12 protein-coding genes are annotated in these 11,653 nt (G+C 64.1%); all 12 read left to right on the plus strand.

What is annotated here, in order from left to right:
* Nucleotides 1-131 precede the first annotated feature (131 nt).
* The 12 genes from VGN46_RS02460 (at nt 132) to flgL (ending at nt 11,607) form a co-directional block, all read left to right on the plus strand.
* A complete protein-coding gene (locus VGN46_RS02460) occupies nt 132-1,049 on the plus strand; it encodes a chemotaxis protein (RefSeq protein WP_331640260.1) in 918 nt (305 codons plus the stop codon).
* A 233-nt stretch (nt 1,050-1,282) separates the two neighbouring features.
* Nucleotides 1,283-1,702 carry a flagellar basal body rod protein FlgB gene (gene flgB / locus VGN46_RS02465; RefSeq protein ID WP_331640262.1) on the plus strand — a complete coding sequence of 140 codons (420 nt, stop codon included), beginning with the start codon at nt 1,283-1,285 and terminating at the stop codon, nt 1,700-1,702.
* A complete protein-coding gene (flgC, locus tag VGN46_RS02470) occupies nt 1,699-2,112 on the plus strand; it encodes a flagellar basal body rod protein FlgC (protein ID WP_331640264.1) in 414 nt (137 codons plus the stop codon). The genes flgB and flgC overlap by 4 nt, the downstream gene beginning before the upstream one ends.
* A gap of 11 nt (nt 2,113-2,123) precedes the next feature.
* Nucleotides 2,124-2,774 carry a flagellar hook assembly protein FlgD gene (locus tag VGN46_RS02475; protein WP_331640267.1) on the plus strand — a complete coding sequence of 217 codons (651 nt, stop codon included), beginning with the start codon at nt 2,124-2,126 and terminating at the stop codon, nt 2,772-2,774.
* A 21-nt stretch (nt 2,775-2,795) separates the two neighbouring features.
* The gene (gene flgE, locus VGN46_RS02480; RefSeq protein WP_331640269.1) at nt 2,796-4,022 is read left to right on the plus strand and encodes a flagellar hook protein FlgE; all 1,227 of its coding nucleotides are present in this window, start codon (nt 2,796-2,798) and stop codon (nt 4,020-4,022) included.
* A 64-nt stretch (nt 4,023-4,086) separates the two neighbouring features.
* Entirely contained in the window at nt 4,087-4,827 is a 741-nt protein-coding gene (flgF, locus tag VGN46_RS02485; RefSeq protein ID WP_331640271.1) for a flagellar basal-body rod protein FlgF, read from the plus strand.
* A 62-nt stretch (nt 4,828-4,889) separates the two neighbouring features.
* Complete coding sequence (gene flgG, locus VGN46_RS02490; RefSeq protein ID WP_331640273.1) at nt 4,890-5,675, plus strand: flagellar basal-body rod protein FlgG; 786 nt, start codon at nt 4,890-4,892, stop codon at nt 5,673-5,675.
* Nucleotides 5,675-6,367 (plus strand): flagellar basal body L-ring protein FlgH, encoded by a 693-nt coding sequence (gene flgH, locus VGN46_RS02495; protein ID WP_331640275.1) that lies wholly within the window; start codon nt 5,675-5,677, stop codon nt 6,365-6,367. The genes flgG and flgH overlap by 1 nt, the downstream gene beginning before the upstream one ends.
* The gene (locus VGN46_RS02500) at nt 6,367-7,494 is read left to right on the plus strand and encodes a flagellar basal body P-ring protein FlgI (protein WP_331640277.1); all 1,128 of its coding nucleotides are present in this window, start codon (nt 6,367-6,369) and stop codon (nt 7,492-7,494) included. Before flgH ends, VGN46_RS02500 begins: the two co-directional genes overlap by 1 nt.
* A 1-nt stretch (nt 7,495) precedes the next feature.
* The gene (flgJ, locus tag VGN46_RS02505; protein ID WP_331640279.1) at nt 7,496-8,500 is read left to right on the plus strand and encodes a flagellar assembly peptidoglycan hydrolase FlgJ; all 1,005 of its coding nucleotides are present in this window, start codon (nt 7,496-7,498) and stop codon (nt 8,498-8,500) included.
* A 36-nt stretch (nt 8,501-8,536) separates the two neighbouring features.
* Nucleotides 8,537-10,408: a flagellar hook-associated protein FlgK gene (gene flgK, locus VGN46_RS02510; RefSeq protein ID WP_331640280.1), complete on the plus strand. Its 1,872-nt coding sequence runs from the start codon at nt 8,537-8,539 to the stop codon at nt 10,406-10,408.
* A gap of 2 nt (nt 10,409-10,410) precedes the next feature.
* Nucleotides 10,411-11,607, plus strand: a complete 1,197-nt coding sequence (gene flgL, locus VGN46_RS02515) for a flagellar hook-associated protein FlgL (protein WP_331640281.1) — start codon at nt 10,411-10,413, stop codon at nt 11,605-11,607.
* Nucleotides 11,608-11,653: the final 46 nt, after the last annotated feature.

Below are 11,653 nucleotides of genomic sequence, written 5' to 3' on the forward strand. Positions count from 1 at the left end.
CTTGCGCGCGATGGGTGCTCGCGGCGAGCCCATCGCGCGCAAGCGCGCTCCTACAAGGGGCGGGGCGGCTTAAAGAACTGCCCGGTGGCGCCGATATGGGAGGGGACACCTTCTAAAGCAGCTAGCGCAGCATGGCCCGTCCGCTTCTCGATACCGTGGAAACCTTCACCCGCCTTGCGGGGCATAACCGCGTGGCGATGCTGTTGTTCCGCCTGGGTGACCGGCAGGCGTTCGGCATCAACGTGTTCAAGGTGCGCGAAGTGCTGCGTCGGCCACGGCTCGAGTGGATGCCGAGCATGCATGAGCTGGTCGCTGGCAGCTTCGACTACCGCGGGCAGACCATTCCCGTGATCGACCTGGCAGCCGCCATGGGCTATGCGCCGCTCGCGGCCGTGGATGCCGCCCACCTTATCGTTACCGAGTTCAGCCGCTCCGTGCAGGGCTTCCTGGTGTCCGACGTGGACCGGATCGTGCACGTGGATGGCGCGCAGATGGCCGCGCCGCCGCCGGCCCTGGGCTACGGTGCGCGCGTGAACGCGGTGACCCGGCTCGATGGCGACCTTCTGGCAATCGTGGACGTGGAGCAGGTGCTGGCCGCGGTGAACCCGCAGCAGGTCGAGATCTCCGACAAGGTCCAGCAGGCCGCGCATGTCCAGCAGGGCGGCAATCGCCGGGTGCTGGTCGTGGACGACTCGCTGGTGGCACGTACCCAGCTGGCTGACCTGTTCCGCAAGCTCGACCTGGAATGCCTGCTGGCGAAGGACGGCACCGAAGGCCTGGAACTGCTCCGCCAGTTGGCCGCAGGCCCGGCCACCGAGCGGGTGAATCTTGTGGTATCGGATATCGAGATGCCGTCGATGGATGGTTACGCGCTGACCCGTGCGATCCGCGAGGACGCCCAGCTCCGTGGCTTGCGCGTACTGCTGCACAGCTCGCTGAGCGGCGTCTTCAATGAGGCGATGGTGGCCCGCGTCGGCGCCGATCGCTTCATCGCCAAGTTCCAGCCAGAAATCCTGGCCACCGCCGTCCTCGAACTCCTCCCCGCCTAACCCCACCCGCCTCAGCCCTGTAGGAGCGCGCTTGCGCGCGATAGGGTGCAAGCGAAGGCCTTAGTGTCGAAGCCCCGTCGCCCACCTGCGCCAGAAAACCGCCACCCCCGGGCGCACGAAGCCAGCTCACCCCCCCCCAAACGGCGCTACGGCGCCGTTTCTCGTTCCAGCCCAGCGTGTGGCACGCGTCTTGCTGATCCCCACGGGTCAAGACCCACGAGGGGGCCACGCCCATGATCGACAAACCGGATCCGCTACTCGGCATGCACCCGCAGGCGCTCAGCCTGTGGCAGCGCCGTGCGGAAATCATTTCGTCGAACCTCGCCAATGCGGACACGCCGGGTTTCCTCGCCCGTGACGTGGATTTCCGCAAGGCCCTCACTGCGGCCACCGGCGCGCTGGATGGCAACCAGCTACCCATGGCGGCGACCGAGTCCGGCCACATCGGCGGCAACCCCGCCTATGCCATGGCCGACGCCGACAAGCTCGCTTACCGCGCCGCCACCCAGCCGTCCATGGATGGCAATACCGTGGATACGCAGATCGAGCAGGCCCAGTTCGCCGGCAACGCCATCCACTACCAGGCGTCGCTGAGCTTCATCACCGCGCAAATCAAGATGATGCGCACCGCCATCACCGGAGGCAGCTCATGAGCCTGCTCAAGATCTTCGACGTCGCCGGCTCGGGCATGGCCGCGCAATCGGCCCGCCTCAACACCACCGCCAGCAACATGGCCAACGCCGATAGCGTGGCCAACAGCGAAGCGGGTGCCTACCGCGCCAAGCAGCCGATGTTTTCGTCAGTGCAGGCCATGGTCAACGGCCAGATGGAAAACGAGGGTGTCCGCGCCATGGGCATCACCGAGAGTCAGGCGCCCGTGCAGGCGCGTTACGAGCCGTCGAACCCCATGGCGGATGCCGACGGCAACGTGTGGCAGAGCAACGTCAACCCGGTCGACGAGCTGGTCAACATGATCTCCGCGTCGCGCTCCTACCAGAACAACGTCGAAGTCATGAACAGCGCACGCCAGCTCATGCAGAAGACGCTCGACCTCGGCAAATAAGGGCCCGATCCATGACTACCGTCAACGGCACCAGCAACAACAGCAGCTCCGCGCAGTCCACCTCGTCGCAGCTCCAGCAGCAGACGCTGGACCAGTCCGATTTCCTGAAGCTCATGGTCACCCAGATGACCAACCAGGATCCGACCAAGCCGATGGACGCCAACGACATGGTCGCGCAGATGGCGCAGTTCTCGCAGGTGGCCGCCACCCAGCAGCTGCAGACCTCGTTCGATACGCTTTCGTCCAACCTCACCGGCGACCAGTTCGTCCGCGCGGCTTCGCTGGTCGGCACCGATGTGCTGATCCCGTCGAACGCCGGCAAGCTCACCGATGGCTCGCTTTCCGGCGCCGTCAACGTGCCGACCTCGGGCACCTACGTGAGCGTCACGATCAAGGACAGCTCGGGCAAGGTCGTGCGTACGCTTCCCATGGGTCAGCCGGACGCTGGCCTGCAGCAGTTCACCTGGGATGGCAAATCCGACGACGGCACGCAGCTCGTCGACGGCACCTACCAGATCTCCGCCACCTCCGGCACGACGGCAGCTGACACCTTCGTCAAGGGCAAGGTGGAAGGCGTCGGTTCTTCCGGAACCGATGGTACGTACGTGCAGGTGGCCGGTTACGGCGGCGCCCTGCTCAGCCAGATCGCCCAAATCCTGTAATCCCACCGAGGACATCCCTCCATGCCTTTCGATATCGCCCTTAGCGGCATCAACGCCGCTTCCACGGACCTGGAAGTCACCGCCAACAACATCGCCAACACCAGCACCGTGGGCTTCAAGGGCTCGCGTGCGGAGTTCTCGCAGGTGTATTCGCTGGCCGGCCAGAACCTTTCGGCCACGGCCGCCGGCAACGGCGTGCGCGTCACCAACATCGCCCAGCAGTTCAGCAACGGCAACATGTCGCAGACGGGCAATTCGTACGACATGGCCATCAGCGGCACGGGGTTCTTTACCCTGCGCGACGGTGCCGGCTATTCGTATTCGCGCGCTGGTAATTTCCATCCGGATGACAACAACTTTGTCGTCAACTCGACCGGCCAGCACCTCCAGGTGTACCCGCCGACCGCGTCGGGCGGCTTCGACCAGAGCGCCCTGCAGGATCTTCAGCTGACCTCCGGTACTTCCGCGGCCAAGGCCAGCACGAACATCGGCATCTCAGCCAACCTTTCGGCCAGCGCCGCGGCTCCGGCCAACGCCACTTTCGATCCGAAGGACGACACCTCGTATAACTCGATGTCCACGTTCCAGGCCTACGATTCGCTGGGCGCGGCACATACCGTGAACGTCTACTACGCGAAGGACGCAGCGGGCTCCAACAGCTGGCAGGCCTACATGACTGTCGATGGCACCCAGGCGGGCACCCCGCAGGCCATGACCTTCAACAGCGGCGGCGCCATCCTGACCCCAGCCAACGGCAAGCTGAACTTCGGTGCGGTCTCGCCCAACCCGGGCGCCAACCCGCTGAACCTGACGCTTGATATGAGCAAGGTCACCCAGTTCGGCGACGCGGCCTCGACCACGGCGACGACCAATGACGGCTACCCGGCCGGCAAGTTCTCGGCGATCGACGTGTCGTCCGAGGGCGTGGTGTCGGCGAAGTACACCAATGGTGACTCGGTCGCGCTGGGCCAGGTCGCGCTGGCGACGTTCGCCAACCCGCAGGGCCTGCGCCAGCTAAACGACACGAACTGGGCCGCCTCGGCCGATTCTGGCCAGCCGGTGCGTGGTACGGCGGGTTCCGGCGACATGGGCCAGATCCAGTCCGGCCAGCTCGAGGCCTCGAACACGGCCGACCTGACCGCCCAGCTGGTCAACATGATCAAGGCGCAGCGCAACTACCAGGCCAACGCCCAGGTCATCTCGACCGACAACACGTTGACCCAGACGATCATCAACATCCGCAACTAAGTCCCATGCGAGTGGGCGGCCGTGAAGGTCGCCCGCTCCAAGGGCTGTCGCAGGGAAACCCGCCATGGACCGTTCCGTATATGTCGCGATGACCGGCGCCACGCAGACCATGCGTGCGCAGGCGGAAGTCGCACACAACCTGGCCAACGCCAATACCACCGGCTTCAAAGCCGAGTTGTCGGCGTTCCAGAGCCTGCCGGTCCAGGGCGATGGCTTGCAGACACGTATCAACGGCGTGGCCCAGGGCATCGGTTTCGATACGACCCAGGGCAACCAGATGGCCACGGGTAACGACCTGGACATCGCCGTGCAGGGCAACGGCTGGATCGCCGTGCAGACCCCGGATGGCGCCGAAGGCTATACGCGCGCTGGCAACCTGCGCATCGACGCCGACGGTCTTTTGACGGATATGCGTGGGAATGCCGTCATGGGTGGCGGCGGCGCCATCACGATTCCCCAAGCATCCAGTGTGAAGATCGGCAGCGACGGCACGATTTCCGTCGTGCCGCTTGGCCAGTCGCCGAATACGCTTACTACTACCGACCGGATCAAGCTGGTCAACCCGGGTGACGACCAACTGCAGGCGGGCGCCGATGGCCTCATGCATACGCGCGATGGCAATCCGGCCGAGGCTGACGCCAACGTGCGCGTCGTCTCTGGCGAGCTGGAATCCAGCAACGTCAACCCTTCCGAAGTGCTCGTGAAGATGATTTCGCTCTCTCGCGAATACGAAATGCAGGTCCGATCGATCAAGGCGGCCGACGAAAACGCGCAGTCGGCATCGAAATTGCTACAGGTGGGGTAACCACCGCCGCGCGACGCAAAACCGTCGCGGCATAGCAGGCGCCAAGCGCGCAGGAGTCACAGATGTTCACGTCCCTCTGGATCGCCAAGACCGGCCTCGATGCGCAGCAGACGCGCATGGATGTCGTCTCGAACAACCTGGCCAACACCAACACCACGGGCTTCAAGCGCGCGCGTGCAGAGTTCGAGGACCTTGCCTACCAGAACCGCGGGCAGGCCGGTGGCCAGACGACCGAACAGACGACCTCGCCGACCGGCCTCATGATTGGTACCGGTGTACGCGTGGTCGGCACCCAGAAGATGTTCGAGCAGGGCGGTTCACAGCAGACCGACAACCCGCTCGACGTCCGCATCGATGGCCGCGGCTTCCTCCAGGTCACCATGCCGGACGGTACCGTGGGCTATACGCGCGATGGTTCGCTCAAGCGCGACCAGGATGGCCAGGTCGTCACCAACGATGGTTACCCGATCGAGCCCGCGATCAACATCCCGGCAAACGCCACGGCGGTCACCATTGGGAACGACGGCACGGTCAGCGTCACGACCCAGGGTTCGTCGGTATCGCAGACGGTAGGCCAGATCCAGCTTGCTGACTTTGTCAATCCCGCGGGCCTGGAGCCGCGCGGTGACAACCTTTACCTGGAGACCACCGCCAGCGGCACGCCGCAGACGGGGACGGCCGGCCTGAATGGCCTCGGCAATATCCAGCAGAACGCCCTCGAATCATCGAACGTCAATGTCGTCGAGGAAATGGTGAACATGATCGAAACCCAGCGCGCCTACGAGATGAACTCGAAGGCCGTGTCGGCGGCGGATCAGATGCTCCAGTTCATCACCCAGAAAACCTGATGACTCACGCCATGAATCGCCTGCACGTACGCCTCGTCCTCACCGCGTTGCCACTCGCCGCCCTCACCGGTTGCGCCATCGTGCCGCCGACGCCGAAGCCCATGTACACGGCCACGCTGCCGATCGCTCCGCCCGCCCAGGCGCAGGCGACCGGTTCCATCTATGCCGATCAGCAGTCGATGGAACTGTTTGCTGACCCGCGTGCGCACCGCATCGGCGACATCCTCACGATTACCCTGGTGGAGAGCACGCAGGCCACCAAGAAGGCCGCGACCAGCACCAGCAAGAAGAACGGCAACAGCATCACCGCGCCGTCGATCCTTGGGCATGGCCTGAAGGTAGGCGGTCGCGTCGCCGATAGCAGCCTGGCTTCGAACAACTCGTTCGATGGCGATGGTTCGTCCAGCCAGAGCAATGCGCTCAGCGGCGAAATCACGGTAACGGTCGCGCAGCGCCTGACCAACGGCGCGATGGTCGTGCAGGGCGAAAAGTGGCTGACAATCAACCAGGGTGAGGAACTCGTCCGTATCTCCGGCATCGTGCGTCCGCAGGATATCGGCAACGACAACATCGTACTGTCCAGCCGCGTTGCGGATGCCAAGATCGAATACGTCGGCAAGGGCACGCTCGCCGATTCGAATACACGCGGCTGGTTGTCGCGCTTCTTCGATTCGAAATGGATGCCGTTCTGATGAAGACCGCCATCGCCCGTCTCCGCGTTATCGCTCGCACGGCCGTTGCCGTCCTGGCCTTGTTCGCGATCCTGCCGGCTCATGCCGACAAGATCCGCGACCTCGCGCAGGTCGGTGGCGTGCGCAGCAACCAACTGGTCGGTTACGGCCTGGTCGTCGGCCTCGATGGCAGTGGCGACCAGACCAGCCAGGCCCCGTTCACCACGCAGAGCCTGGAGAACATGCTCCAGCAGTTCGGTGTGAACGTGCCGGCGAACGTGCGTCCACAGCTGAAGAACGCCGCAGCCGTCACCATCACCGCCGAGATTCCGCCGTTCGCCAAGCCAGGCCAGAAGATCGACGTGACGGTGGCCTCCATCGGCAACGCGAAGAGCATTCGCGGCGGCGAACTGCTGATGTCGCCGCTGAAGGGCGCCGATGGACAGATCTATGCGATTGCGCAGGGCAGTGTCGTGGTCGGTGGCGTCAGTGCGCAGGGCAAGAGCGGCTCGAGCGTGCAGGTGAATATCTCCGCCAGCGGTCGCATCCCTGGCGGTGCCAGTATTGAACGCAGCGTCGCCACGTCGTTCGACAAGGGCGGCGATATCATGCTCAACCTCAACACCGCCGACTTCATGACGGCCAACCGCGTGGCCCAGGCCGTGAACCAGAACTTTGGCGCAGGCACCGCCAACGCCATCGATTCCGGTTCGGTCGCGGTACGTGCGCCGCTGGACCCGTCGCAGCGCGTGTCCTGGCTGGCGACGATCCAGGCACTGGACGTGACCCCGGGCGATGCACCGGCACGCGTCATCGTTAACTCGCGCACGGGCACGGTCGTCATCGGCTCTGAAGTCAGGGTCGGCACCGCCGCCGTGGCGCATGGTTCCATCCAGGTCACGATCAGCGAACAGCCGCAGGTCAGCCAGCCGGGCGCGTTCAGTCGCGGCCAGACCGCCGTGGTGCCGAGCAGCCAGGTCGCGGTCAGCGAGAACGGCGGCCACATGTTCAAGTTTGGTCCGGGTACGACCCTGGATTCGATCGTCCGCGCGGTGAACCAGGTCGGTGCCTCGCCGAGCGACCTGATCTCCATCCTGCAGGCCCTGAAGCAGTCCGGCGCCCTGCGCGCGGAACTGGTGGTGATCTGACATGACATCCGCGGTCGACAACCAGCGCCTTGGCACCTACGCGGACATGTCCGCGTTTGCCGGCCTGCGTACGGCCGCGCAGAAAGATTCGAAGTCGGCTTTGCCGACCGTCGCCAAACAGTTCGAATCGATCTTTACCCAGATGATGCTGAAGTCCATGCGTGATGCGAGCGCCGCCATGGGCAGTGACGACATCATGGGTTCCAGCCAGGCTAACTCGTACCGCGACATGCTCGACCACCAGCTGTCGGTCACGCTGTCGCAGGGTAAGGGTATCGGTATCGCCGATATGCTGATCCGCCAGCTGGGCGGTAATGCCTCGACGGCTGGCGCAAGCGGCGCCAACGGCTTGTTCGATGGCGTGACCGGTTCTGCATCGACCTCGGATGCCGTGTCCTCGAAGTCGGACCAAGACAGCGGCCTGATGAACTCGCTCGAGCACATGCTGAGCAGCGCTGGTCAGGCCGTGGGGAAGGGCGCCTCCGCCGTGGCTAATGCGGTGGGTTCCATCGATAGCCCGCAGGACTTCGTCGAGAAGTTCGCCCCGCACGCGATCGAGGCGGCGAAGAAGCTAGGTGTGTCCGTGCGGGCGTTGCTCGCACAGGCCGCGCTCGAGACCGGCTGGGGCAAGCATATGCCGGCCCAGGGCGGTAACAGCAGTTTCAACATGTTCGGCATCAAGGCGGGCAGTAGCTGGGATGGCAAGCGCGTCAACGTGCCGACACTGGAATACGAAAACGGCGTGGCTGTGCGCAAGAAGGACAGCTTCCGTGCGTACGACTCGCCGTCTGACTCGTTCAAGGATTACGCCGACATGGTCGCCACCAGCCCGCGCTACGCGCAGGCGGTCGGCCGCGGCGACGATATCGCCGGCTTCGCGCATGCGCTCACCCAGGGCGGTTACGCCACGGACCCGAGCTACGCGCAGAAGCTGACCGATATCGCGAATGGCCCGGTGATGAAGCAGGCGCTTGCCGCGCTTAAGCACATCGCGGCAGATCTGTAACCACGGGCCTGGTGAAGAGAAGAAAAGGAAACGACGATGGCTGACCTGCTTTCCACCGGTATCTCGGGCCTGCTTGCCTCGCAAGTCGGCTTGTCGACCGTGGGCAACAACATCAGTAACGTGAACACCGTCGGCTATAGCCGACAGGTGACGGGCTTCAATGCGCGCGCACCGCAGTTCCAGGGTGGCTACTACGTTGGTCAGGGTGCCGATGCCACCAGCGTGCAGCGCGCCTACAGCCAGTTCCTCACCCAGCAGGTGTGGTCGGCGAACTCGAGCCAGAGCCGGGCGGCGCAGTACGCCAGCCTGACCGCCTCGGTCAACAATGTGGTCAGCGGTTCGACCAACCTGCAAACCTCGTTGGATAGCTTCTTTGGCGCACTAAGCGACGTGGCCAACGCGCCGGTCGATACGGCAAGCCGCCAGGCCCTGATCGGCCAGATGAGCTCGCTGGTCTCAACGTTCAAGTCGTTGTCCACCCAGTTCCAGTCGTTGGATGGGCAGACCAACCAGCAGATCAGCGGCGCGGTTGACAGCATCAACACGCTGGCGCAGAACATCGCCAACCTCAATGGCCAGATCCAGAAGGGTTACGCGAACGGCGCCGAGCCGAGTGAACTGCTTGACCAGCGTGACCAAGCCGTGGCCGATCTTTCGAAGATCGTCGGTGTCAGCGTCACCCAGACCAGCGACCACATGTATACGGTCAGCGTGGGCAACGGCCTGCCGCTGGTCAACGGCACCAATTCGACTAAGCTGGCGACGGCTGCCAATCAGTACGACTCATCGCGACTGGAAGTAGTCGATCCGTCGGGCGCCGTGATTTCGAGTCAGTTGGGTTCGGGCTCGCTGGGTGCCACGTTCGACTTCCGTACCAATGTGCTCGATCCGGCACGTAACCAACTGGGTCGTGCCGCCATCGCGCTGACCAGTGCGGTGAACAAGCAAAGCGCGCAGGGTATCGACCTGAATGGCGATGCCGGCGGCAACATGTTCAATATCGCCGACCCCGCTGTGTTCAACAGCACGAAGAACACGGGTACGGGCACGGTCTCGGCCGTGGTCTCCGACGTCTCCAAGCTGGGCAGCTCCGACTACATCATGCGCTTCGATGGCGTGAAGTGGTCGGCGGCGACGACCGCGGGCGTGACCGTGCCGATGACCGGTACCGGTGTCGCGGGCGATCCGTTCGTGGTCGGCGGCATGCAGGTCATCGTGACCCCGGGTGCGGCAGCGGGTGATTCCTTCCAGATCCAGCCGACCCGCAACGCGGCATCGTCGATCAGCGTGGCGATCAGCGACACCAACAAGATCGCCGCGTCGGGCCCGCTGGCGGCCAGTAAGGCATCGAGCAATACGGGTAGCGGTGTGCTCGGCGGCCTGACGGTGACCGATCCGACCAATGCGAACTTCAAGACACCGGTCAATATCGTCTTTACCTCGGCGAACACCTATAGCGTCGATGGCGGCCCGGACCAGAACTACACCTCGGGTGACACGATCACCGGGAACGGCTGGTCGCTGAAGCTGACCGGCAAGCCGGCGATCAACGACAGTTTCAGCGTGAAGCCAGCCGGCAGCTCCAGCGGCGATAACGGTAATGCGCTGGCCCTAGCCAACGTCGCCAACGTCGGCGTGCTCGATAACGGCGTGACCACGGTCGGCAAGGCGTATAGCCAGCTGATCGCCCAGGTTGGCACGGCAGGTGCTTCAGCAAATACCGCACTCAGTGCGCAGCAAAGCATCCTCGACCAGGCCACGGCATCGCAGCAGAGCGTCGCTGGCGTGAACCTGGATGAGGAGGCGGCCAACCTCCTGAAGTTCCAGCAAGCCTATTCGGCGTCCGCCCAGGTCATCACCACGGCGAACTCCATCTTCCAGTCCCTCCTTTCCGCCGTGCAGAGCTGATCATGCGCATCTCCACCACCTGGCAGCAGCAACAGTCCGTCAACCAGATGCTGAACCGGCAGTACGACCTGTCGCAGACGCAGCTCGCGCTTGGCAACGGCAAAGCGATGCAGAGTCCGTCGGACAACCCCGCCGCCGCGGCGCGGGCGGTCGACGTCAACTCGGCCAGCGCGCAGAACGACCAGTATTCGCGCAACATCAACATGGCTTCGACGCGGCTTTCGGTCGAAGAACAATCGATCTCGAACGCGTCCGATATTCTCGACCGTATCCGTACGCTTGCGCTTGAAGGTAGCAACGGCACACAGACCGATGAGTCGCGCAAGTCGATCGCGACAGAGTTGCGCCAGAGCTTGCAGCAGCTCGTCGCGCTGGGCAATACGAAGGACGGGCAGGGCGAATACGTCTTCGCTGGCAACAGCACCTCGGCGCAGCCATTCACGCAGTCGGGCCTGAACGTTAGCTATTCGGGGGACCAGGGCCAACGCATGGTCGCGGCCGGCGCAGGCCTGCAGGTCGCCACCGGCGACAGCGGCGATGACGTGTTCATGTCGATCAAGGGTGGCAACGGAACCTTCCAGACTGCGGCGGGTGCGGCGAACACGGGTACCGGCGTGATTGGTGCCACCTCCGTTACCGATGCGTCGGCGTGGACGGGCGGTAGCTACACCATCACGTTTACTGATGCATCGAACTACGAGATCCATGACGCGGCGGATCCAACCGGGCCGGCCGTGAGCACCGGGACCTACACCGGATCATCGGGTGTCATCAATTTCAACGGGGCGCAGATCAACCTGACCGGTGCGCCGGCGGCCGGGGATTCCTTCTCGGTCACGCCCTCATCGTCACAGGATGTGTTCTCTACCGTGGCCAACCTCATCACGGCGTTCGAAACGCCGGGCGGCGGTGCGCCGATGAACAACGCGGTGAATGCGCAGTTACAGAACCTCGACCAGGCCGCCGGCAACTTTCTCAATACGCGCACCCAGATCGGCGCGCGGATGAACACACTGGACCAGCAATCCAGCCTGGGCTCGGACATGAAGCTGCAGTACGACACCACCTTGTCCGGCCTGCAGGACCTGGACTACGCCAGCGCCGCCAGCAAGTTCTCGCAGCAGCAGACCGCGCTGGATGCAGCCCAGCAGGCCTACGTAAAGATGCAGAACCTGTCCCTCTTCAACTACCTCAAGTAATTCAAACCCCCTGTAGGAGCGCGCTTGCGCGCGATCGCGCGCAAGC

Source organism: Luteibacter sp. (assembly GCF_036500425.1).
In the GTDB taxonomy this organism is placed as follows: Bacteria; Pseudomonadota; Gammaproteobacteria; order Xanthomonadales; family Rhodanobacteraceae; genus Luteibacter.

Coding starts and splice junctions, on each gene's coding strand:
- VGN46_RS02460 (WP_331640260.1), top strand. CDS start 132: ATGGCCCGTCCGCTTCTCGATACCGTGGAAACCTTCACCCGCCTTGCG.
- flgB (WP_331640262.1), top strand. CDS start 1,283: ATGATCGACAAACCGGATCCGCTACTCGGCATGCACCCGCAGGCGCTC.
- flgC (WP_331640264.1), top strand. CDS start 1,699: ATGAGCCTGCTCAAGATCTTCGACGTCGCCGGCTCGGGCATGGCCGCG.
- VGN46_RS02475 (WP_331640267.1), top strand. CDS start 2,124: ATGACTACCGTCAACGGCACCAGCAACAACAGCAGCTCCGCGCAGTCC.
- flgE (WP_331640269.1), top strand. CDS start 2,796: ATGCCTTTCGATATCGCCCTTAGCGGCATCAACGCCGCTTCCACGGAC.
- flgF (WP_331640271.1), top strand. CDS start 4,087: ATGGACCGTTCCGTATATGTCGCGATGACCGGCGCCACGCAGACCATG.
- flgG (WP_331640273.1), top strand. CDS start 4,890: ATGTTCACGTCCCTCTGGATCGCCAAGACCGGCCTCGATGCGCAGCAG.
- flgH (WP_331640275.1), top strand. CDS start 5,675: ATGACTCACGCCATGAATCGCCTGCACGTACGCCTCGTCCTCACCGCG.
- VGN46_RS02500 (WP_331640277.1), top strand. CDS start 6,367: ATGAAGACCGCCATCGCCCGTCTCCGCGTTATCGCTCGCACGGCCGTT.
- flgJ (WP_331640279.1), top strand. CDS start 7,496: ATGACATCCGCGGTCGACAACCAGCGCCTTGGCACCTACGCGGACATG.
- flgK (WP_331640280.1), top strand. CDS start 8,537: ATGGCTGACCTGCTTTCCACCGGTATCTCGGGCCTGCTTGCCTCGCAA.
- flgL (WP_331640281.1), top strand. CDS start 10,411: ATGCGCATCTCCACCACCTGGCAGCAGCAACAGTCCGTCAACCAGATG.